We start from the raw sequence: 22990 nt of genomic DNA on the forward strand, positions 1-22990 counted from the left end.
GCCGTGGCAAACGCCGACCAGAGCCGCGTGCCCATCGGCACGCTGGTGACGCTGGATGGAAGTGGCAGCACCACCCCCAACAATGGGGCCATCACCTACCAATGGAGCCTGCCCGGCAAGCCCGGCGGCAGCACAGCGGAACTCTCCAGCAGCACCGATGCCAAGCCCGGCTTCACCCCCGACCTGCCCGGCGAATACATCGCTGCGCTGATCGTGAATGACGGAACTGCCAGCAGCGACAGCACCCGCGTGACCATCACCGCCACCAACCCGAACCCGCTAGCCGTCATCAGCCCTGAAACCCAGGGCGTGCTGCTGGGTACCACCATCACGCTGGACGGCAGCAACAGCAATCCGCCGACGGGTGTGGACAAGAGCGAACTCCGCTACCAATGGAGCCTGACGGAACGCCCGGATGGCGACAGCGCAGAACTGCAAGGCACCGACACCGCTACCGCCAGCTTCCTTGCCTCGCAAGTCGGTATCTACAAAGCCAGGCTGAAGGTCAGCCACGGTGAGCGCAGCAGCGAGGCCGAAGCCACCATCACCGTCAATACCTCAAACAGTGCCCCTGTCATCTCGATCGACCTACCTGAAGGCACGGAACATGACTTGAATGGCAGCCCCATCGTCAAGGCCGTGCGCGGCAAAGCCCTGGTGCTGGACGGCAGTGGCAGCAGCGACCCCGATGGCGATGCTCTCAACTACCGCTGGAGCTTCCCCAGTGCTCTTGCTAACGGCGGTGTGTCCATTCCCTATGGAGCCAACCCTTCCATGCGCAACGCAAACAGCGCGATGGCCGAATTTGTTCCCGATGCTGCTGGCACTTACCACATCGACTTCACCGTCTACGATGCCAGCGTCGCTGCCACCCAGCGGGTGATCGTCAAGGTCACCAGACCCGAAGGTGCAGCCAATACTCCGCCGGTGGCTGTCATCGGTTCAGGCAATCCCATCGAATTTGAATATGGGGGCTACGTTTTCCCAGCCGCCACCCTATCCTACGATGTCGATGGTGATCCGCTGACCTATCAATGGGTCTGGTGGAACACGGCTACACCTAATGACAAGCAGCCCGGCGGAACCCTCTGGGCTGCGAATATGGGCAAAGACCTTCCTGTCGGTACTTATGAAGTTGAGTTGATTGTCAATGATGGTCAGGAAAGCAGTGCTCCTGTACGCGAGAAAGTCACTATCAAGATTGGTGCCAATACGGCACCCCCAAACCCCAGTACCAAAGTGGATATTGCCCGAGTGATGGTTAGTGAGACTATCACCTTTGATGGAAGCGGCAGTACCGACCGCAATGGCGATCAGATCGCCTACCAATGGACGCTGGTTGATCGCCCTGATGGCAGCAACGCCGTATTGCAGAATGCAACCAGCGCATTGGCCTCTGTGGTAGCCGACCGCCCCGGCGTTTATGCTGCCCGGCTTCAGGTAACTGACTCGCGTGGTGCTACCAACTACGCAAGCCCGTACGACACCGTAAGTGCCTTCGCCAAGGCAAAGAACAACCCGCCGGTGGTGGCCTATTTCTCACCATTCGGGGCTGGCAACAGCAAACCTGCGACAGACCAGCCTGTAATTCTGAATGACAGCGGGTCGACCGCCTATGGCAGTACCGTCTGGCTCCGGGCATTCGACCCGGATCAGGACAGCCCACTGTATTTCATCATCACCCCTATCCAACAGCCTGGCAGCGATATCCAGCCCCGTTCCAATTCAACGTCACCAGGCACACTTGTCGAAGCTTCACTGGGCACCATCAAAACACCCGGTGACTACGAAATCGAAGCTCTCGTCAGCGATGGTGTGGCCAATTCCGAACCTCTGCGTCAGAGTTTTTCGGTTGTAAACCGAGCAGATTTTACAAGCTTGCTACTGGAACGCGCCAGCACCCCTACGCGCCATGATGCGTCAGGCCCCGGTGGGAATCCGCCTTCCTATTCGCAGCTTTTCTTCCCTTTAGTCGTCCATCAAGGCTTCCTGCCAGAAGGCTCCCTCCTCACTACTTTCTGGTATCGCCTGACAGCCTTTGATCGTGACTACACCATCACCGACTTGGTCACGTCTTCGACGGACAACAGCCTCTTGCCAAGCTTCCGTGGCCTGCAAAACGGGCAAATTATCCGCAAAGGCCAGACCGTGGAATTCGTTTGGCATCGCCCCTTGTTGCCGAACGAAGCGGAACTGCCACAGAAGCTGCGAGAAATAGCATCGCAGTTCGGTAGCCATAGCAACGAGTACAAAAACGAAGTTACACGTCAGCAGAAGATTCTGAGCGACTACCAGTTCACAGGAACCTTCCGCATCGCGGAAAAGGAGAATTACACCTTCCGTATAGGGCACTTCGCTCAAGACTGATAACAACCAATAACGCGTGATTTGAAATCAAGAAGCAGAGCATTGACTCTGCCAAGTCGAGCCACGATGAATCTGTCTTCCCAATGCCAGCAATGGCAAAGGGGAGATATTCAGCAAACCTCGTGTGCCATGCACACATTTTTAGGAGCACTTACCATGCGTAAAACTTTGATTGCAGCAGCAATGCTCGCTACCTTTGGCGTCACACAGGCGCAAACAACCAACGTGGACGGAGGTACAACAGCCTCCAGCATCATCAGTGTGGGTATTTCAAACGTGAATGCACAACCTTTTGGTCCGCACAAACCAGGCTATCCCGGTGTCTCACCAGATGGAAGCAACTACATCGACCTGGACGGTATTTCCACATCGAGCCGCTTTGTTGATACTGTTGCTGGCTTCAACCACTATTACCTCCCTGGTTACACACACACCGCTCCTGGGGGCGGTACTGTCACGACTCATATCAACTGGGTCAGGATTCCTTCGGCTGGCGAAGATGTGTACTTTGGCCTTGCAACCAATCCTGGTAGCTCCTCTCACAACCATGCTGCCTACCATGTCGGAGACCGGACCGGCTATGCTGTGCCAGCGTCGAATACCAGCTACTCGGTTGGTGGCTTGTTGGCGACTCCAGGAACGGCTGCTAACGATCCAGTCATTTTGACTGGTACGTTGTCGTATGTGGCTAGTTATGTTTCCGTGACTGGCACGCTGAGTGGTACGAACACGGGTTCAAGCACTGTGCACACTTTGGGAATCAGTGCCACCGACTTCAGTTCCAATGGCCCAGGTACTTTCAATGGAACTTCAACTTACAGCAGTAGTGCTGGTGCTAGTGGCTCCGGGGTTTCCAGCGGCCATTTCTACGGTAATGGTGTCGGTGCTGGCAACAGCACCATTGCCGGTATCGCAAATAGTACTTCCGGCGATGCTTACGTTGCTTCCTTCGGCGGCAAGAACTGAGCTTTCATTCCTGAAAGACTGTAAGAGCAGGGCTATCTGAAACAAGAGATTGACCCATGATGCTCCCAGAACCTGCTTTCGGGCAGGTTCTGTTTTATGGACTGGCACGCTTTTCATGAAATTTGTTTTTCAATATTCCGGCAAGTGCTGGCAATTGGCGGTATGGCTTCTGGCTGCAAGCTGGCCCGTCTGGGCGCAGCAAGATACAGCCGACCGGCTCTGGCAGGGTGTCGAGCAAAGATCACGCCAGCAGGTCGCCCCTGAACCACTGGGAGAAGACGCGCAAACCTCTCTTTACGATCCCGCACTGGCAGCTCTGTTGCAAACACCGCATCAGCGTATCCAGCAACTGACGCTGGCTATTCTGAATGCCGTGAACCAGCGCGATTGGTTCGGTGCAGACCGTTTGTTGCGCCAGTATGTGCAGGTACCGCAGCATGATCCATCTCTCGAAATGTTCGTGATGTCCAGCCGTATGGCAGCCGGTGGCGACTATGAGGGTGCGATTGCAGGTTATCAGGCTGTGTTGCAAGCCAATCCGCAATTCGTGCGGGGAGAGCTGGATATGGCTCGTGTGCTGTATGCCGACCATCGTTTGCGTGATGCACAGGAGGTGTTCGACCGGCTGCACAGCCAGCCGCTACCACCCAGCGTCATCCAGCATATTGATGAGTATCTCAAGGCACTGAAACAGCGTCGGCAGCCGAGGTTTTCGCTGTCGGTCTCTGCGGTGCGCGAGGACAATGTCAATGGCGCATCGACGGTTGTTGATCCATGTGCCCTGGTGTTCCTCGGCGTCTGTCTGCCCAATACGCCGGGACAAAAACGCGCCGCTTCCGGCGTGTATGTCGAGGCGACTCTCAACAAGCTCTGGCCACTGGCGGGCAATCATGGCCTGATGCTGCGCAGTATCAACTACGGCAATCATTACCGGCATGAAAGCGATTTCGACAATCTGGTTTCAACGAATTACCTTGGTTACCAGTATGCGTCGGCACGCCAGCAGTGGCAGGTGCTGCCACTGTTTGAGTACGACCGTGAGGGAGGCCGCAAGATTTACCATGCCTTTGGCGTGCGTGCGAGTTTCACACGGCAATTGAATGAGCGCGCGCAGGTGGAGGCGAGCTATGAATTCAAGGCAAGGCATTTTTCGCCACAGTTTTCAGAAAACCTGCAAGGCCATTTACAGAGTTTTTCGCTGTTCGGCACCTACGCGTTCAAGCCCGATCTGGCGGCCTATGGCAGCCTGAGTTGGCGTGAAAGCGATGCACGACTGCCGATATTCGCCTACCGCGAGAAAGTGGCACGGCTGGGCATCTACAAGGCTTTTGGCAATCAGGTGACAGTGAATGCCGCCTATGGGTATCGCCAGAAGCAGGCGGAGGCGGACAATGCCGTATTCGGCCGCCGCCAGAGAGATCATGAAGGCAGTATCTATTTGAATCTTGCACTGCCCGGCTATCAGTGGCAGGGATTCACGCCGACTGCCAGCTACGAGTACCGAGATAATCGCAGCAGCATTCCACACGCCTACAGCCATCAAAAAAATCGTTTGACGCTGGGTGTACGCAAGGACTTTTAAATCTCTTTTCAGCCAAACAAATCCGCCAGGGCTTCGCCCGGCTCTGGTGCTCGCATGAAGGTCTCGCCCACCAGGAAGGCGTGGACATGGGCATTGCGCAGGGTTTGCACATCCTCGCGGGTGGCAATGCCCGATTCCGTCACCAGCAGGCGGTCGGCGGGTACTTCGTCCAGCAGTTCCAGTGTGGTGTTCAGGCTGACTTCAAAGGTGCGCAGGTTGCGGTTGTTGATGCCCAGCAGCGGGGTCTTGAGTTTCAGGGCGCGGTGCAGTTCGGCGCGGTCGTGCACTTCCACCAGCACGGCCATGTCCAGCCCCTGGGCGATGGCTTCCAGGTCGGCCATCTGCGCATCGTCCAGGCAGGCGGCAATCAGCAGGATGCAGTCTGCGCCGATGGCGCGGGATTCATAAATCTGGTACGGATCGACCATGAAGTCCTTGCGCAGCACGGGCAGATCGACGCTGGCACGGGCCTGCTTCAAATAATCCACACTGCCCTGAAAGAACTGTTCATCCGTCAGTACCGAGAGGCAGGCCGCGCTGGTTTTGCCGTCACCCCAGGCGTAGCTCTGGGCAATGTCGGCGGGAATGAAGTCTTCGCGCAGCAGGCCCTTGCTGGGGCTGGCCTTCTTGACTTCGGCAATGACGGCAGCCTGCCCGTGGTCGATCTTGCGGCGCAGTGCGCCGACGAAGTCGCGTGTGAGGATGCGGCTTTCGGCGTCGGCACGCACCACTTCCAGCGGTTTTTTCTTCTGGGCGGCAGCGATTTCTGCGTGCTTGACGGCGACGATTTGGTTGAGGATGTCAGACATGGTGGTTCCTGAATGGAGGGAAGGGCGGTTCAGTGCTGGGATTGGCTCCACTGCACCAGTTCGTGCAGCTTGGCCTTGGCCGCGCCGCTGGCCAGGGTTTGCTGTGCCAGGCTCAGGCCCTCGCTGATGCTGGGTACTACGTTGGCGGCATAGAGTGCGGCTCCAGCGTTGAGTGCCACGATGTCGCTGGCCGTGCCGGGTTGGCCGTCCAGCACATCCAGCAGCATCTGGCGCGATTGTTCCGGGGTGTCCACGCGCAGGCTGCGGGTGCTGTGCATGGTCAGGCCAAAGTCTTCGGGGTGGATTTCGTATTCGCGCACCTGCCCGTCCTTGAGTTCGCCCACCAGCGTGGCCGCACCCAGGCTGATTTCGTCCAGGCCGTCGCGGCCATAGACCACCAGTGCGTGCTCGGCCCCCAGGCGTTGCAGGGCACGCACCTGAATGCCCACCAGGTCTTCGTGGAATACGCCCATCAGGATATGGGGTGCGCTGGCCGGGTTGGTCAGCGGCCCCAGGATGTTGAACAGTGTGCGCACGCCCATTTCCTTGCGAATGGGGGCGACGTTTTTCATGGCCGGGTGGTGGTTGGGCGCGAACATGAAGCCGATGCCGGTCTCGGCAATGCTGCGGGCGATCTGCTCTGGTTGCAGGTGGATGTTCACGCCCAGGGCTTCCATGACATCGGCACTGCCGCTTTTGCTGGAGACGCTGCGCCCGCCGTGCTTGCTGACCTTGGCCCCGGCGGCGGCAATCACAAAGGTGGCGCAGGTGGAGATGTTGAAGGTGTTGGCTCCGTCGCCGCCCGTGCCGACGATATCGACCATGTGGGTGGCATCGGCCACTTCCACCTTGTTGGCCAGTTCGCGCATGACGGTGGCCGCTGCGGTGATTTCGCCGATGCTTTCTTTTTTCACGCGCAGACCGGTGATGATGGCGGCGGTCATCAGTGGGCTGATTTCGCCGTTCATGATGAGGCGCATCAGGTGCAGCATTTCATCGTGAAAGATTTCGCGGTGCTCGATGGTGCGCTGTAGGGCCTGTTGGGGGGTGATGGACATGGAATGGAATCTCCCGGATGCAAACGCGCTCGGCCACGCGCCGATCGCAAAGGCGTTATTGTGCCCCCGCTGCACGCCCTGCTGCGGCAAGCCCCTTGCTCCTGTGCCTGCCGTTATAGTGGATGCCGCTGGCACAGCCACTCTGTATCGATGATCCATCCCCTGTTTATGCCCTTGCTCATGAAGTCTCCTCCTCCCGAAATCACCCAGACACTGACCCACACTGCCCAAGAGATTCCGCGCAGTGAACTCAATCCCGAAGCCCTGAAAAGCGAGTCGTACCGGCTGGCCTTCGATGATCCAGAATTCCTGCTGCGGCAGGAAACCCGGGGCATTCGCTTTCAACTGGAACTGCTCAAACCAGAGTTGGAACTCAAGCAAATGGGCATCACCAGCACGGTGGTGGTTTATGGCAGTGCCCGTTTTGTGGATGCCGACACGGCCGTGCACCGTCTGGAGCGGGCGCGGGCCAGCCAGGACAGCACGGCGATTGCGCTGGCCGAACGCGCGGTGCGCAATGCCGTGCATTATGAAAATGCCCGCCGCTTTGGCTACATTGTTTCCAGAGCCTGCGAACACGAGCCGATCGAGCGACGCTACATCATCTGCACCGGCGGCGGGCCGGGCATCATGGAGGCGGCCAACCGGGGGGCGCATGAAGCGGGCGCGCTCAACATTGGCCTGAATATCACCCTGCCGCACGAGCAAGGTGGCAACCGTTACATCACGCCCGGCCTGAGCTTCAAGTTTCATTACTTTGCCTTGCGCAAGATGCACTTCCTGATCCGCGCCAAGGCATTGGTGGTGTTTCCGGGGGGCTTCGGGACACTCGATGAGCTGTTCGAGGTGCTCACGCTGGTGCAGACCCGCAAGGCCCAGCGCGTGCCCATCATCCTCTTCGGCAGTGATTACTGGAAGAAACTGCTCAATGTCGATGCCCTGCTGGAAATCGGGGCTATCTCCCCCGACGATGTGCAGCTCTTCCAGTATTGCGATGACCCCCAGCAGGCGTGGGAGGCGATTCGGGGCTTTTACGCTGCGTCATAAAGAAAATGCAAAAAAGCCCCTCGAAAGGGGCTTTTTGAATGGTGGGCCTGCCATGCCAACACAATGTGTCGGCATGGTCAAGCTCATGCAGCAGGCCTGGATTAGAAGCCCATGCCGCCCATGCCACCCATGTCGGGGGCTGCGGGAGCTGCGGCTGCGTCATCCTTGGGGGCTTCGGCGATCACGGCTTCGGTAGTCAGCAGCAGGGATGCCACGGAAGCGGCATTTTGCAGTGCAGTGCGGGTCACCTTGGTGGGATCCAGAATGCCCAGCTCGATCAGGTCGCCGTAGCTGTCGTTGGCAGCGTTGAAGCCGAAGTTGCCTTCGCCTTCCAGCACCTTGTTCACCACCACGGATGGCTCGCCACCGGCGTTGGCCACGATTTCGCGCAGTGGGGCTTCGATGGCCTTCAGGATCAGCTTGATACCAGCGTCCTGTTCGGCGTTGTCACCCTTGAGCGAGTTGCCTACGGCAGCCTTGGCACGCAGCAGAGCCACGCCACCACCGGCCACGATGCCTTCTTCCACGGCAGCGCGGGTGGCGTGCAGTGCGTCTTCCACGCGCGCCTTCTTCTCTTTCATTTCCACTTCGGTGGCAGCACCGACCTTGATGACGGCCACGCCGCCGGCCAGCTTGGCCACGCGCTCTTGCAGCTTCTCGCGGTCGTAGTCAGAGGTGGCTTCCTCAATCTGGATGCGGATTTGCTTGACGCGTGCTTCGATGTCGGCAGCCTGGCCTTCGCCGTCGATGATGGTGGTGTTTTCCTTGCCCACTTCGATGCGCTTGGCCTGGCCCAGATCGGCCAGGGTCACTTTTTCCAGCGACAGGCCGACTTCCTCGGCGATCACCTTGCCGCCGGTCAGGATGGCGATGTCTTCCAGGATGGCCTTGCGGCGATCACCGAAGCCAGGAGCCTTGACGGCCACCACTTTCAGGATGCCACGGATGGTGTTCACCACCAGAGTGGCCAGGGCTTCGCCTTCCACGTCTTCGGCAATGATGAGCAGCGGACGGCTGGCCTTGGCCACGGCTTCCAGCGTGGGCAGCAGGTCGCGGATGTTGCTGATCTTCTTGTCGAACAGCAGCACGAAGGGGTTGTCCAGCACGGCAACCTGCTTCTCGGGGTTGTTGATGAAGTAGGGCGACAGGTAGCCACGGTCGAACTGCATGCCTTCGACCACGTCCAGTTCGTTTTGCAGGCTCTTGCCTTCTTCCACGGTAATCACGCCTTCCTTGCCCACTTTGTCCATGGCTTCGGCGATGATCTGACCGACATCGGTGTCGCTGTTGGCAGAGATGGAACCGACCTGGGCGATTTCTTTGGTGGTGGTGATGTCCTTGGACTGCTTCTTCAACTCTTCCACCAGAGCGATCACGGCCTTGTCGATGCCGCGCTTGACTTCGATGGGGCTGTGGCCAGCGGCCACGTACTTCAGGCCTTCGCGCACGATGGACTGTGCCAGCACGGTGGCGGTGGTGGTGCCGTCACCGGCGATGTCGTTGGTCTTGGAAGCGACTTCCTTGACCAGTTGTGCGCCGATGTTTTGCAGCTTGTCCTTGAGTTCGATTTCCTTGGCCACGGACACACCGTCCTTGGTTACGGTAGGGGCACCGAAGGAACGCTCCAGCACCACGTTGCGGCCTTTGGGGCCCAGGGTCACTTTCACTGCGTTGGCCAGAATGTTCACGCCTTCCACGATGCGGGTGCGGGCATCGGTACCAAAAACTACGTCTTTTGCTGCCATTTTGAATAGCTCCAATAAAAATTACACGAATCGGCGGCGGTGTCTGCCCATGCTTTGGGATCGGCTACAGACTGGCCGCCTAAAATGGGGATACTGGTTTCAGTACACCAGCACCGGAAAAAACGCATGACCCAGCGGGGCCAATGCCTTGTTTCCTTATTTTTCCACCACGGCGAACAGATCGTCTTCCTTCAGAACCAGCAGTTCCTGGCCGTCGATCTTCACAGCCTGGCCGCTGTACTTGCCGAACAGAACGCGGTCGCCGACCTGTACGCCCAGAGCCACGACTTCGCCCTTGTCATTCTTCTTGCCGGGGCCGACCGCCAGGATTTCGCCCTGATCGGGTTTTTCTGTGGCGTTGTCGGGAATCACGATGCCGGAGGCCGTGGTGGTTTCGTTTTCCAGACGCTTGACGATTACGCGGTCATGCAAAGGACGCAATGCCATGTTCAACTCCTATGGATTCAAGATTCAGTCAAAGTAACAACCGCACGGATGCCCGCTTGCCATTCCTGGATGGCTCAGTTTGCACACCGTGCATGAAAGAGGCAGGAAAGATTCGGGTTTGTTAGCACTCCCCTGCACTGAGTGCTAATTCTAAGGACAAAAAATGGCATTTCAAGGGCAGGTATTCAAAAAATGATGGTTTCGTCCGCAGGATGCCCGGTGTTGTTCCCGTGGAGGGGGTGTCATGCCGTGCTGGTTGCGTGTATGCCTGCTGCTGGGGCAGCGAACATTGCACAGCGATGTAATGCACCGAAAACAGGCACGCCTAAGCCAAGTGGCAGACGCACCGATTGCCGTGCGCCAACGGATACTTGGTGTATGCGGCTGTGCTAGGAGCGCACCGGTACATGGTCTTCCATGTGTGGCGGTGTGATGCGGTCTGTGGAGGCTGTATCCGTGTGGGAAATGAAAGATTTATTCGTAAATAACTGATAATAAAGAAAAATAATTTAGTTTATGTGGCGTTCTTCAGGTTTTCCTGAGCAGCGAGGTCTATCAACAGAACTGCGCTGATCCAGTGCCAGTGGGTGGGTTCACCATGCGCAGACTGGAAAAAGGGAGCTTGCAGAGATTTTTGTCATGTTTTGTTGCTGCATCACAACAGACTGGCACGGAAACAGTGCGTACACGCAAATACCCTTTGCCATCTGGCAGGTCGTCTGTTGCAATACGGGTAACTTCCCCATCAGGAGGTTGGCTCGGGGAACCGGCGGGACTAATCGCAAGCGATGCAAAAACCCAAGACCCCCCTTACCGGAGCCCTATGTTTAACCTTGGAGTATCCGCAATGAAAAAATCCTTGATCGCATTGGCCGCTGTTGCTGCTACTGGTGCAGCAATGGCTCAATCTTCTGTAACCCTGTACGGCGTGGCTGACGTTGGTGTTGGCCAAATCGGTGACAAGGGTAATGGTACTATCGCCAATCCCTATGACACCACCACAGGCGCGCTGGCCAACAGCAACCTGAACAACGGCAACAGCCGCATTGGTTTCCGTGGCGTGGAAGATCTGGGCAACGGCCTGAAGGCTTCCTTCCAGTTCGAACAAGCTGTCAGCCTGGCTGACGGTGCTTCCAGCGGCTTCCAACGTCAAGCCTGGGTTGGTCTGTCTGGTGGTTTCGGTGCTCTGCGCGCTGGTCGTCAAAATACACCTTCCTACTTCGGTATCGCTTCTTGGGAACTGACCGGTGCTGCCAACTACTCGGCCAACGGTCTGGTGTTCGGCTACGGCAACGGTGGCAGCTCGCGTGACAACGCTCTGATTCAGTACATCAGCCCAAGCGTTGCTGGCTTCAAGCTGCACGCTGGTTACATCTTTGAAGACCAGTACAAGACAGACCGTGACAGCAAGGGTAAATACGATCTGGCTTTGATCTATCAGAACGGCCCCGTGGCTGCTGCTGTGACCTACAACTACGCCGAGTTCTTTGATGGTCCTACTACTACTACTTGGAGCAAAAAAGGCCGCAACGAAAACGCTTCTATCGGTGGTTCGTATGACTTCGGCGTAGCCAAGCTGGCCGCTTCCTACAACTACAACGATACCGACCGTCTGGAAGGTTACAGTGTTGGCGTAGCCGTGCCCCTGGGCAACTTCAGCTTGGCTGTGGACGCTGTTTACGCAGAAACCCGCGATCATCTGACTTCCACTGGCTGGAGCAACCTGAACCAAGATGGCGTTGATGTCGTGGTTGAAGCCAAGTACGCTCTGTCCAAGCGCACATTCGTGTACGGCGTGTACTATCGTGCTGACGAAGACGGTCCTAAGTTCGGCCAACACTTCACCGACGAAAACAACTTCGGTATCGGTCTGCGCCACAACTTCTGATGACTGCCTGCGCCTTGTATGAGGCGCAGTGGTTTCATCGTTTAAGAGCCACCTGAATCGGGTGGCTTTTTTTGTGCCTGCTTTGGCTATCGCGGCCAGCAGGTTCCCAATGAAAAGGCCGCAATGTTGCGGCCTTCGGATGTGGTGGTGTCTGCTTGAAAGGGGGATGCTTTTCAAGCGGTCTGTTCGCCAATCAGCAGAAATTCCAGCAGGGCCTTCTGAACGTGCATCCGGTTTTCGGCTTCATCCCAGACCACCGATTGTGGCCCGTCGATGACTTCGGTATCCACTTCTTCGCCCCGGTGGGCGGGCAGGCAGTGCATGAAGAGGGCATCGGGCTGTGCCACGGCCATCATGGCGGCATCCACTTTCCAGTTGGCAAAGGCTTTTCTGCGCTGGGCGTTTTCTTCTTCGTAGCCCATGCTGGTCCATACGTCGGTGGTGACCAGGTGGGCATCACGACAGGCTTCCAGCGGGTTCTCGAAGGTCTGGAAGTGTTCGGGGTCGGCCTTGGCTCCCAGGGCCAGTTTTTCGTCCAGCTCATAGCCGCTGGGTGCGCTGATGTGCAGCTTGAAGTCCAGCAACTGGGCCGCTTGCAGCCAGGTGTTGGCCATGTTGTTGCCATCGCCCACCCAGGCCACGGTCTTGCCCTGAATGGAGCCTCGGTTTTCGATGAAGGTGAAGATGTCGGCCAGAATCTGGCAGGGGTGAAATTCGTTGGTCAGGCCGTTGATGACGGGCACGCGCGAGTATTCGGCGAATTTCTCGATCTTGGCTTGCTCGAATGTGCGGATCATCACGATATCGACCATGCGGCTGATGACGCGGGCACTGTCCTCGATGGGTTCCGAGCGGCCCAACTGGCTGTCGGCGGTGGTCAGGTGGACGACATAGCCACCCAGTTGGTACATGCCGGCTTCAAAGCTGACGCGGGTGCGGGTGCTGGCTTTCTCGAAGATCAGGGCCAGGGTGTGGTCGGTCAGGCTCTGGTGCTTTTCGTAGGACTTGAACTTGCCCTTGAGTTGTGCGGCACGGTGGAGCAGGTAGGCGTACTCGGGCGCACTGAAGTCGTTGAATTGCAGATAGTGTCTGGGTTTGCTCATGCCATTTCCTTGTGGCTGGGGTGGAGGAGCTTTCCCCACCGGAAGGCCGGTTGCGGGATGCCCTTGCGAGGTTTTTCGTTATACCGCGTCGCAAGGTTCATGCCTGCCAACCGGCATAGGGGAATATCAGGAGGTCAAGAATTGCCGCACCACTGGTTCCAGTCGTTGAGCGAGTTCATCGGCTTCGGCCTCGGTGATGATGAGAGGAGGAATGATGCGGATGACACGCTCGGCAGTGACGCTGATGAGCAGGCCTGCATCGGCAGCCTGCTGGATCAGTGCGCCGCAGGGGCGATCCAGTTCCACGCCAATCATCAGGCCGGTGCCGCGCACTTCGACGAAGCCGGGCAATTGTCCCAGGGTGTTGCGCAGTGCCTGTTGCAGGTGTTCGCCCACGCGCTGGGCGTTGTCCAGCAGGTGGTCTTGCTCCATGATGCGGATGGTTTCGATGCCTGCGCGCATGGCCAGCGGGTTGCCGCCGAAGGTGGTTCCGTGATTGCCGGGCTGGAAGAGGTGGGCGGCCTTGGGGCCGGCCACGACGGCACCGATGGGCACGCCGGAACCCAGTCCCTTGGCCAGTGCCATGACATCGGGCTGGATGCCTGCCCACTGGTGGGCGAACCATTTGCCGGTGCGCCCCATGCCGCACTGCACTTCATCGACCATCATCAGCCAGTCGCGCTCGTTGCAGAGCTGGCGCACGGCTTGCAGGTATTCGATGCGTGCCGGGTGGATGCCGCCTTCGCCCTGGATGACCTCAAAGAACACGGCCACGACTTCCGGGTCGTTGGCGGTGGCTTGTTTCAGGCCCTCGATGTCGTTCAGGGGTACGCGGATGAAGCCTTCCACCAGCGGGTAGAAGCCTTGGTGAATCTTGGGGTTGGCCGTGGCCGAGAGGGTGGCGAGAGACCGGCCATGGAATGCGTGTTCGCACACCACGACCTTGGGGTTCTTGTAGCCACGGTCGTTGCCGAGTTTGCGCGCCAGTTTCAGGCAGGCTTCGTTGGCCTCCAGCCCGGAGTTGCAGAAGAAGGCGTTTTCCAGGCCGGAGAGTTCCACCAGTTTGCTGGCGAGGATTTCCTGCCCAGGCACATGGTAGTAGTTGGAGCTGTGGATGATCTGGCTGATCTGCTCCTGCAAGGCGGGAACCAGTTGGGGGTGGTTGTGACCCAGGGTGTTCACGGCAATGCCGCCCAGTCCGTCGAGGTATTCTCGCCCGTTGGTGTCCCACACACGCACGCCCTGTCCGTGCGAAAGCGCGATATTGACGCGCCCATAGGTGTTCATGACGTGGGGAGAGGTCGGCTCGGTGGGGCTGCTCATGGTGTGAACTCCTGACAAAAATGAAACCCGACCCCAGGGGTTGTGCCCATGCAGACAACCCCCGCCAGGCCAGGCTGACACGAAGTGAATCGTGCATTCTATGCCGCCTGTGTGACGGTGTTGTGTTTATGGGGGCGTTTTGCGTTCACTAGGGCGAATCTACATGATGACACGCCCTAGGTTCTGGGCAGGCTATCGGTAGTGTCTTCCCGCCAGTGGCGCATCTGTTTGATGCTGCCTCCCACATGGATGGGGCGGGGCAGGCGGTAGGCATCGGGGAAGTCACGCCCTCGGTAGAAGTGGTATTCGCTGTCGTGGGTGAGGCTGTGGTCGCGGATGAGTGGCCAGATTTCGTTTTTCAGGTAGGCCTGATCGGCAAAGGCGTTGTTGAAATAGTGCGGCATATGCAGCAGTTGCTGGCGAATGTCGGGCAGGATGCCAGCCGCGCCACCCCACATGCCCGCCAGAATCAGCTCCATGTGGTAGATGTGGTCGCGCATGATGTGAAAGGGCTGGCCGGAGTGCAGCCAGGCCTGCACGGCCAGCAGCTCCTGGGCATTGAGGCGCGAGTCGGCATCGCGGCAGAGGAACCAGTCCACCTCGGGGTCGTTGGCGGCCATGAATCGCCACATGGGCTTGATGGCTTGCAGTGCCGGATCGGTGATGCGAACCGTTTGCGCGCCTGCGCGTTGCAGGGCCTGGATGGCATCGGCTGGCACGCTGTCGTCGTGGTAGATGCGGGTGCTCCAGCCATAGTACAGGTGGGTGGCCAGCCGGGCGTTCTCTATGGCCCCGTGGACGTAGGCGGGCTGCTCGCCCCACAGCGAGAAGGCAATGACGTTGCGGGTGCGCGCCTGTGGGTCGAACGCCTGCACCTTGGCAGGCAACTGGAGGCTGGGCCGGGGGCTGTGGCAGGAAAAGTGCTGCATGGCCTCCTGGTCTTTCTCGTACAGGTTGCGCAGACCTTCGAGCCGGGCTGCCTCCAGTTCGCCCTGGCTGTAGAGTGCCATGACCAGCACGTTGCGCGTCTCGATGTCGTTGCGCAAGGCCAGCGAGTGGCGCAGCGCGTCGATGGCCTCGGGCAGGCGATTGATTTTGCGCAGCCAGGTGCCGAACAGGCTCCAGCCAACGGCGTAGTCGGGGCAGCGGGCCAGCAACTGCTGGTAGGCCTGAATGGCCGGGGTTTCCTGCCCGGCATCCTTGAGGCTGATGGCGTGGAACAGCAGGGCCTCCTGGGGGCTGTCGGTGGTTTCTGCGGCTTGCAGGTAGGTGTGGGCGGCTTCGGCGAATGCCCCGGTGCGGCGCAGGGTGTTGGCCTGGCGCAGCAGGTCGCCATAGGGAGATGGGTTGGAAGTGGCAGTGGGCATGGCTGGCTAAGGCGTGATCTGGAGTGTCGGCGCAAATGGCCTGAACGGGATGACAGAAAGTTGTGGTCGATTCTTCCACAGTCTGGCTGTGCCGGATTCGGATGCCGGCAACAGGCCCTAAAATCAAGCCATGCCCAATTCGCCTCTCTTTCCTACCGATCTGACCGATCACTTTCTCATTGCCATGCCCAGCATGGACGATGATCTGTTTGGCGGCAGTCTGGTCTATGTGTGCGAGCACAACGACAAGGGCGCGTTGGGGCTGATCGTGAACAAGATCACCGATCTGACCGTGCAGGGGCTGTTCGACCGGCTGGAATTGCCGCTGCCGCGCCCCGATCTGGCGCAGTTGCCGGTGCTGTTGGGCGGGCCTTTGCACCACGACCGGGGCTTTGTGCTGCACGATACCGAGCCGGTGCAGGCCGAGACCGACCCGGCCGAGCTGCTGGCGTATGCGTCCAGCCTGCATGTTTCCGGCGGTTTGGTGATGACTTCCTCGCGCGATGTGATGGAGGCGCTGTCCCAGGGTGAGGGGCCGCGCCATGCGCTGCTGGCTCTGGGCTGTGCATCGTGGGATGAGGGGCAGCTGGAATCCGAGTTGATCGCCAATGCCTGGCTGACCGTGAAGGCCGATCCGACGCTGCTGTTTCACCTGCCTGCGCCACGCCGCTACGCCAAGGCATTCGAGCTGCTGGGGGTGCAGCCTCGCAGCATTGCCCCGTTCATCGGCCATGCCTGAACGGTTTTCTGCCGCCACCCGTTTTCGTCTCGCTCCTCTGTCGCCATGTCTTCCTCCGAGTCCGAACCCGAACCTCTTTGTCCCCCCGCAGAACCGGTCGATGCCGCCGACGCTGCGCAAGGCAATCCGCCGGTGCAGCCGCACTGGCAAACTTTCATGGCACTGGACTATGGCCTCAAGCGCACCGGTGTGGCCGTGGGTACGCGCATGCTGCGCAGTGCCAGCCCCAGGGGCACGATTGCCGCAGAAGGCAAGGCGCGGTTTGCGCAGGTGCAACGCTATCTGACCGAATGGCAGCCCGACGCACTGGTGGTGGGCGTACCATTCCACCCCGATGGCGCGGCGCACGAGAACACCCTGCGCGCGCGCAAGTTCATTCGCCAGTTGCGTGGGCGTTTCGGCCTGCCGGTGCTGGCCGTGGACGAACGCTACAGCACCACTGCCGCGTATGCGGCCGGTGCCACCGAAGCCAATGCCGATGCGGTCTCGGCCTGCATCATTCTGGAGCAGTTTTTCAGGAGCCTTGAACCATGAGCCATCCCTCCCTTTCTTCCGAAGCCCCTTCCGGCCTGCTGGCACTGGATGCCGAGAGCCTGTACCAGGCCCTGCTGGCGGGCATTCGCCCGCTGTGCCAGGAGCAGACGCAACTGGCGGGCGTGACATCGGGTGGCGTGTGGCTGGCCGAACGGCTGCACCGCGATCTGGGCATCGCGCAGCCGGTGAATGTGTTGTCCTCGGCCCTGCACCGCGACGACTTCTCCCAGCGCGGCCTCTCCAGCAGCGTGCAGACCGCGCTGGGCTTTGATGTGAATGGCGCGGATGTGTTGATTCTGGACGATGTGCTCTACACCGGACGTACCATTCGCGCGGTCATCAACGAACTGTTCGACTATGGTCGCCCGGCGCGGGTGCGTCTGGCGGTGCTGGTGGACCGGGGCGGGCGGCAGTTGCCGATTCAGGCCGATTTCGCCTCCGCCCGGCTGGCCCTGCCAGCCAGCCGCACGCTGTCGCTGGCGCGCAGTGATGACGGGCATTTTCACTTTGACATTCGAGAGGCTTGAACGCCATGCTGGCAAAACACAATCCGCAACTCAACCGCCACGGCGAGCTGATCCACCTGCTGTCCACCGAAGGGCTGTCGCGCGACATCCTCACGCACATTCTGGATACGGCCACCAATTTCGTCTCCATCAACGACCGCGAGGTGAAGAAGGTGCCGCTGCTGCGCGGCAAGAGCGTGTTCAACCTGTTCTTCGAGAACAGCACGCGCACCCGCACCACGTTCGAGATTGCCGCCAAACGCCTGTCGGCCGATGTGCTGAACCTGGATATTTCGCGCTCGTCCACGGCCAAGGGCGAGACCCTGCTGGACACGATTGCCAACCTCTCGGCCATGGCGGCCGATCTGTTCGTGGTGCGCCACAGCCAGTCGGGCGCACCCTACCTGATTGCCCAGCATGTCGCGCCGCATGTGCATGTGGTCAATGCCGGTGATGGTCGCCACGGCCACCCCACCCAGGGGCTGCTGGACATGTACACGATTCGCCACTACAAGAAGGATTTCACGAACCTGAGCGTGGCCATCGTGGGCGACGTGCTGCATTCGCGCGTGGCGCGTTCCGACATCCACGCCCTGACGACGCTGGGTTGCCCTGATCTGCGCGTGGTCGGCCCCAGCACACTGGTGCCGGAAAACTTTTCCGCGATGGGCGCGCGCGTGGTGCACTCGCTGGACGAGGGCATCCGCGATGCCGATGTCATCATCATGCTGCGCTTGCAGAACGAGCGCATGAGCGGCGCACTGCTGCCGTCCAGCCAGGAATATTTCAAGAAGTTCGGCCTGACCCCCGAGAGGCTGCGACTGGCCAAACCCGATGCCATCGTCATGCACCCCGGCCCCATCAACCGGGGCGTGGAGATTGCGTCGGAAGTGGTCGATGGCGACCAGAGCGTCATCCTGCCGCAGGTCACGTTCGGCATTGCCGTGCGCATGGCGGTGATGTCCATCGTGGCGGGCAATGAAGCCTGAGAACATCGTAGGTTCTGAGCGCATCACAGCGAATTCATTGAAACATCCAACAGGATTGCAAGGACAGCACATGAAAATACTGATTCAGGGCGGCAGGCTGCTCGACCCCGCCAGCGGATTGGATCGCGTCGGCGATCTGGCCATCGCCAATGGAACCATTGCCAGCATCGGCACGGCTCCCGATGGTTTTGTTCCCGACCAGACCATCGATGCCCGCCAGCAATGGGTGCTGCCGGGGCTGGTCGATCTGGCGGTGCGCCTGCGCGAACCGGGCTATGAACATGCCGGGATGCTGGAGAGCGAAATGCACGCGGCTGTGGCCGGTGGCGTGACCAGCCTGGTCTGCCCGCCCGACACCCAGCCTGCGCTGGACGAGGCCGGGCTGGTGGAGATGCTGCGCTACCGCGCCGACAGGCTGCACAAGGCGCGCCTGTATCCGCTGGGCGCGCTCACGCGCGGGCTGGCCGGTGAGGTGCTGACCGAAATGGCCAAGCTCACCGCCGCCGGTTGCGTGGGTTTCAGTCAGGCCGAGGTGCCGCTGGTCAGCAACCAGTCCCTGCAACGTGCCCTGCAATATGCCAGCACCTTTGGCTATTCGGTGTGGTTGCGTGCGCAGGATTATTCGCTGGGGCAGGGCGTGGCCGCCAGTGGCGCGTTCGCCCAGCGGTTGGGTCTGTCGGGCATTTCGGTGGCGGCAGAAACCATTGCGCTGCACACGATTTTCGAGTTGCTGCGTGCCTCGCCCTGCCATGTGCATCTGTGCCGCATCAGCAGTGCGGCGGGGCTGGAGCTGGTGCGCCAGGCCAAGCAGGAGGGCTTGCCTGTCACCTGCGACATCAGCATCAACTCCCTGCTGCTCACCGATATGGACATCGGCTACTTCGACAGCAATGCCCGCCTCAACCCGCCGCTGCGCCAGCAGCGCGACCGCGATGCCCTTGCCAGGGGGCTGGCCGACGGCACGGTGGACGCATTGGTCTCCGACCACACCCCGGTGGAGGACGATGCCAAGCAGGTGCCGTTTGCCGAGGCCGAACCCGGAGCCACCGGGCTGGAACTGCTGCTGGCTCTGGCACAGCACTGGGCTGCCACGCACGACGTGCCGTTGCTGCGGGCACTGGCGGTGGTCACGCACGAGCCAGCCCGCATCATCGGGGCAGGACTGGGCGATTTGCAGCACGATGCCGGTCGCCTGCACGAAGGCGGTGTGGCCGATGTCTGCGTCTTCAACCCGCAGGCCGACTGGGTGGTGCAGCCCGATGCCCTGTGCAGCCAGGCTCAGCATACGCCGTTCCTGGGGCTGGAGTTGCCGGGCCGTGTGCAGACCACGCTGGTGGGCGGGCAGATCGTGTTCGCCCGCGCGGGTACGCTGGCGGTGCCTTGAGCATGTATTGGCTGGCATTCGGCTTCTCGCAACTCTTTTTTGCCATCGTCGTTGGCGGGCTGGCTGGTAGCTGGTCGGCCGCGCTGCTGGGGGCATTGGCAGGGGCCTGGGCCTGGTGGCTGCTCTACGCCTGGCAGGGCATGCGCTTCTTCCGCTGGGCCAAGTATGCCAACACCCCGCCGCCGTTCCTGCTGGGTATCTGGTCGCACCTGGAATACTTCTGGCGGCGGCAGCAGCGCAAGCAGCAAAAAGCCCTGCGGGTGCTGGAGCAGGACTTGCAGGACTTGCAGTCTGCGCTGCAAGCCTCGCCCAACGGCGTGCTGCTGGTCGATGAACTGTGGCGCATCGTCTGGCTGAACCAGATGGCCGAGGAGCATTTCGGGCTGGATGCACGGCGCGACATCGGTCACATTCTCACCAATCTGGTGCGCTCGCCGGATTTCTGCAATTACTGCACGGTGGCCGACTTCAGCCACCCGCTGGAAGTGCAGGGGCGGGGCAGCAACGCCATGTCGGTGGACAAGCCGCAACTCTCGGTGGTCGTCAATGAATACGGCGACGGCAAGAAGCTGCTGCTCTCGCGCGACATCACCATCCTGCAAAAGAACGAATCCATGCGCCGCGACTTCGTGGCCAACGTCTCGCACGAAATCCGCACGCCGCTGACGATTTTTGCCGGTTTTGTCGAAACCCTGCAAAACCTGCCACTGGGGCGCGACGAGCAACTGCACTACCTGGGCATGATGCAGCAGCAGACTGCGCGGATGCAATTGCTGGTGCAGGACTTGCTCACCCTCTCGCGGCTGGAAGCCAGCCCGGTGCCGGGCCTGCACGAGTTCATCAACATCCACACCCTGCTGGTGCGCTGCCATGACGAAGCCCACGCGCTGTCATCGGCACTGGCCCCCGACTCCAGCAAGGCCGTCCACCAGATCAGCGTCTGCTGGGTGGATGCCCAGGGCTTGCAGGTCGCCATCCCCGTACCCGCCGACGCGCCGCTGTGCGAGAAGATCGATGGAGAAGTGGCGCGTCCCCAGTGCATGGGGCGTGTGCTGGCCGCCGATCAGGAACTGCACAGTGCCGTGGCCAACATCGTCACCAACGCCGTGCGCTACACCCCGGCGGGGGGGCGCATTCAGGTGCAATGGCGTTGGCAGGCCGATGGCAGCGCGCATTTCTCGGTACGCGATTCCGGGCCGGGCATTGCGCCCGAACACATTCCGCGCCTGACCGAACGCTTCTACCGCGTCGATCGCAGCCGCTCGCGCGAGACAGGCGGCACCGGGCTGGGGCTGGCCATCGTCAAGCACGTCATCCAACGCCACGGAGGACAGTTGCTGGTTGAAAGCGAACTGGGCAAAGGCTCGGTTTTCACGCTGGTGTTGCCTGCCGCCCGCCTGCAAACGCCCCAGGCACTGGCCGAGGAGGCCGAACGCAAGCGGGAACGCGAAGGCATGCTGGTTTAGAAGGAATGCTGCTTACTTAAGGAAACACTGAATAATTCCTCCCGGCCGCCGCATCCCCCTCTCGGGCGGTCTGCTGCGTTGGCTTTTGGGGTCAATAGCACCACTATTGACCCCAAAAACCGCCTTGCAGCCCATCCCGACAGGGGGCACGGCGACTCGGGCGGAATGAATCAGTGTTTCCTTAACGCCGTCATTCCGGCGAAGGCCGGAATCCAGTGACGACATGGAGAAAAAACACGTTCGTTTCTCTGGGCTTGCTTTGTCACTGGATTCCGGGTCAAGCCCGGAATGACGGGAAACAGGTTTAAGTAAACAGCATTGTTCTTAAATTGTCCGCAACTTGCGCTGCAGCAGCAGCCCCAGCACCCCGGCGGTCAGGGCCAGGCCCAGTGCGCCCGATGCCCAGAAGGGCCAGGGGGCCTGCGCGGGTGGCCAGCCTGCCAGGCCCCGGTAGGCCAGCCAGTAGCCGCCGCCAATGCCAAAGCCCCACAGCAGCACCGGGTAGATGAACAGCGGGGCAATCGTCACACGCCAGCAGCGCAGCATGAACATGGTCATGAGCTGCATGCTGTCGGCCAGGTGGTAGCAGGCCAGCACCAGCAACAGGCTGGCCGTGAGTTGCTGCACCGCCGGGTCGTGGCTGTAGCCCTGTGCCAGTGGCTGGCGCAGCAGCACCAGGGCCACCGCCATCAGCAAGGCCGTGCCGAGGGCCAGTTGCAGGCTGGTGCGGGCCAACTGGCGTGCGCGGGCTTCGTCGCCTGCGCCGCGCCAGAAGCTCACGCGGGCACTGCATGCAATGCCCAGCGAAAGCGGGAACATGTAGGCAATGCCGGTGAGGTTGCTGACGATCTGGTGTGCCGATGAGGCAATCGCACCCTGCCGGGCAATCAGCAGTGCCATCAGCGCGAAGGAAGAAATTTCCACCGCCGCCGTCAGTCCGGCAGGCAGGCCCAGGCGCAGGAATTCACGCAGTTGCGGCCAGTGCGGCTTTTCTGGGGTGCGCCACAGGTGCAGCGGCCGGTACGGCTCTTGACGGTGCAGCAGCCACAGGGCCAGCACCAGCAGGCTGTAGTGAACGGTCAGTGTGGCCCAGGCGCAACCGCGCAGCCCCATCGGCTCCACGCCCCAGCCGCCGTGCGTCCACCAGATGGACAGCGGTATCTTGATGAACAGCCCGACGATTTGCAGCCAGGTCACCATCTGCGGAATGCCGATGGACTGGCTCAGTGTGGTGAACATGCGGTAGAGCATGGCCGCCGGCAGGGCCGCAGCCAGAATGTGCAGATAGGCCGAGACATCCGCATGCAGGGCGGCTGGCACTTCCAGCCCGTCCAGCAGCCGGGTGGACTGCACCAGCAGCACCATGCCCAGCACGGTCAGGGCCGCAGTCAGGTACAGGCACTGGCGCACCGAGGGGCCGATGCGCTGGGGCTGCTGTGCCCCGTGCATTTCCGCCCAGATCGGCAGCAGCCCCTGCACGGCCGCCAGCAGGCTGATGTACACGCTGATGAAAATCGCCCCGGCCACCGACAGGGCCGCCAGTGCCTCTACCGAGAAGTTGCCGACCACCAGCGTATCCGTCAGCCCATAGCCCATGATGGCGAGCTGGCCCACCAGCACGGTGACGAAGTGGCGGGCAATGGTTTTGCGCTCGGACATGGCGGCTGTGT

General features: G+C 60.4%; 19 protein-coding genes. 11 read left to right on the forward strand and 8 right to left on the reverse strand.

The genetic code is table 11. The annotated features are described in order from the left end of the window. Nucleotides 1-3 precede the first annotated feature (3 nt). The 3 genes from BUE21_RS02295 to BUE21_RS02300 all read left to right on the forward strand — a co-directional run bounded on the left by BUE21_RS02295 (nt 4) and on the right by BUE21_RS02300 (nt 4915). Complete coding sequence (locus tag BUE21_RS02295) at nt 4-2367, forward strand: PKD domain-containing protein (RefSeq protein WP_159435789.1); 2364 nt, start codon at nt 4-6, stop codon at nt 2365-2367. Between the two features lie 66 nt (nt 2368-2433). Beyond that, nucleotides 2434-3333, forward strand: a complete 900-nt coding sequence (locus BUE21_RS14325) for a HupA family protein (protein ID WP_143164380.1) — start codon at nt 2434-2436, stop codon at nt 3331-3333. 49 nt (nt 3334-3382) lie between these two features. Next, on the forward strand, nt 3383-4915 hold the full coding sequence (locus BUE21_RS02300; protein ID WP_143164381.1) for a porin family protein: 1533 nt from the start codon (nt 3383-3385) through the stop codon (nt 4913-4915). 8 nt (nt 4916-4923) lie between these two features. On the opposite strand, the gene trpC is transcribed toward BUE21_RS02300, so the two are convergent. Further along, nucleotides 4924-5724 carry an indole-3-glycerol phosphate synthase TrpC gene (gene trpC, locus BUE21_RS02305; protein ID WP_073354263.1) on the reverse strand — a complete coding sequence of 267 codons (801 nt, stop codon included), beginning with the start codon at nt 5722-5724 and terminating at the stop codon, nt 4924-4926. 29 nt (nt 5725-5753) lie between these two features. Continuing rightward, complete coding sequence (gene trpD, locus BUE21_RS02310) at nt 5754-6782, reverse strand: anthranilate phosphoribosyltransferase (RefSeq protein ID WP_073354266.1); 1029 nt, start codon at nt 6780-6782, stop codon at nt 5754-5756. 180 nt (nt 6783-6962) lie between these two features. Here trpD and BUE21_RS02315 point away from each other — a divergent pair, with 180 nt between their 5' ends. Further along, entirely contained in the window at nt 6963-7829 is an 867-nt protein-coding gene (locus tag BUE21_RS02315; RefSeq protein ID WP_084522742.1) for an LOG family protein, read from the forward strand. A gap of 101 nt (nt 7830-7930) precedes the next feature. Here BUE21_RS02315 and groL read toward each other — a convergent pair whose 3' ends face one another. Then, nucleotides 7931-9574 carry a chaperonin GroEL gene (groL, locus tag BUE21_RS02320; RefSeq protein WP_073354273.1) on the reverse strand — a complete coding sequence of 548 codons (1644 nt, stop codon included), beginning with the start codon at nt 9572-9574 and terminating at the stop codon, nt 7931-7933. 156 nt (nt 9575-9730) lie between these two features. After that, nucleotides 9731-10021, reverse strand: a complete 291-nt coding sequence (locus BUE21_RS02325) for a co-chaperone GroES (protein WP_073354275.1) — start codon at nt 10019-10021, stop codon at nt 9731-9733. Nucleotides 10022-10868: 847 nt separating this feature from the next. Here BUE21_RS02325 and BUE21_RS02330 point away from each other — a divergent pair. Next, nucleotides 10869-11909 (forward strand): porin, encoded by a 1041-nt coding sequence (locus BUE21_RS02330; protein ID WP_073354277.1) that lies wholly within the window; start codon nt 10869-10871, stop codon nt 11907-11909. Between the two features lie 173 nt (nt 11910-12082). Here BUE21_RS02330 and argF read toward each other — a convergent pair whose 3' ends face one another. From argF to BUE21_RS02345, 3 genes are all read right to left on the reverse strand, one after another. Then, complete coding sequence (gene argF, locus BUE21_RS02335; protein ID WP_073354280.1) at nt 12083-13012, reverse strand: ornithine carbamoyltransferase; 930 nt, start codon at nt 13010-13012, stop codon at nt 12083-12085. Nucleotides 13013-13138: 126 nt separating this feature from the next. Continuing rightward, nucleotides 13139-14335: an aspartate aminotransferase family protein gene (locus BUE21_RS02340; protein WP_073354283.1), complete on the reverse strand. Its 1197-nt coding sequence runs from the start codon at nt 14333-14335 to the stop codon at nt 13139-13141. Between the two features lie 176 nt (nt 14336-14511). Next, the gene (locus BUE21_RS02345; protein ID WP_073354286.1) at nt 14512-15702 is read right to left on the reverse strand and encodes a tetratricopeptide repeat protein; all 1191 of its coding nucleotides are present in this window, start codon (nt 15700-15702) and stop codon (nt 14512-14514) included. A gap of 130 nt (nt 15703-15832) precedes the next feature. Between BUE21_RS02345 and BUE21_RS02350 the strand changes: the two genes are divergently transcribed. The 6 genes from BUE21_RS02350 (at nt 15833) to BUE21_RS02375 (ending at nt 21320) form a co-directional block, all read left to right on the forward strand. Continuing rightward, nucleotides 15833-16441 (forward strand): YqgE/AlgH family protein, encoded by a 609-nt coding sequence (locus BUE21_RS02350; RefSeq protein WP_073354289.1) that lies wholly within the window; start codon nt 15833-15835, stop codon nt 16439-16441. 45 nt (nt 16442-16486) lie between these two features. After that, nucleotides 16487-16975, forward strand: coding sequence for a Holliday junction resolvase RuvX (gene ruvX / locus BUE21_RS02355; RefSeq protein ID WP_084522714.1), 489 nt, complete (start codon nt 16487-16489; stop codon nt 16973-16975). Continuing rightward, the gene (gene pyrR / locus BUE21_RS02360; protein WP_073354293.1) at nt 16972-17502 is read left to right on the forward strand and encodes a bifunctional pyr operon transcriptional regulator/uracil phosphoribosyltransferase PyrR; all 531 of its coding nucleotides are present in this window, start codon (nt 16972-16974) and stop codon (nt 17500-17502) included. Before ruvX ends, pyrR begins: the two co-directional genes overlap by 4 nt. 5 nt (nt 17503-17507) lie before the next feature. Then, a complete protein-coding gene (locus BUE21_RS02365) occupies nt 17508-18470 on the forward strand; it encodes an aspartate carbamoyltransferase catalytic subunit (protein ID WP_073354467.1) in 963 nt (320 codons plus the stop codon). 70 nt (nt 18471-18540) lie between these two features. Beyond that, nucleotides 18541-19854 (forward strand): dihydroorotase, encoded by a 1314-nt coding sequence (locus BUE21_RS02370; protein ID WP_073354295.1) that lies wholly within the window; start codon nt 18541-18543, stop codon nt 19852-19854. 2 nt (nt 19855-19856) lie between these two features. Beyond that, nucleotides 19857-21320 (forward strand): ATP-binding protein, encoded by a 1464-nt coding sequence (locus tag BUE21_RS02375; protein ID WP_073354298.1) that lies wholly within the window; start codon nt 19857-19859, stop codon nt 21318-21320. A gap of 324 nt (nt 21321-21644) precedes the next feature. Here the strand turns inward: BUE21_RS02375 and BUE21_RS02380 are convergent, their stop codons facing one another. Continuing rightward, the gene (locus BUE21_RS02380; protein ID WP_073354301.1) at nt 21645-22979 is read right to left on the reverse strand and encodes an MATE family efflux transporter; all 1335 of its coding nucleotides are present in this window, start codon (nt 22977-22979) and stop codon (nt 21645-21647) included. Nucleotides 22980-22990: the final 11 nt, after the last annotated feature.

It is taken from the genome of Lampropedia hyalina DSM 16112, assembly GCF_900129055.1.
Classification (GTDB): Bacteria; Pseudomonadota; Gammaproteobacteria; order Burkholderiales; family Burkholderiaceae_C; genus Lampropedia; species Lampropedia hyalina.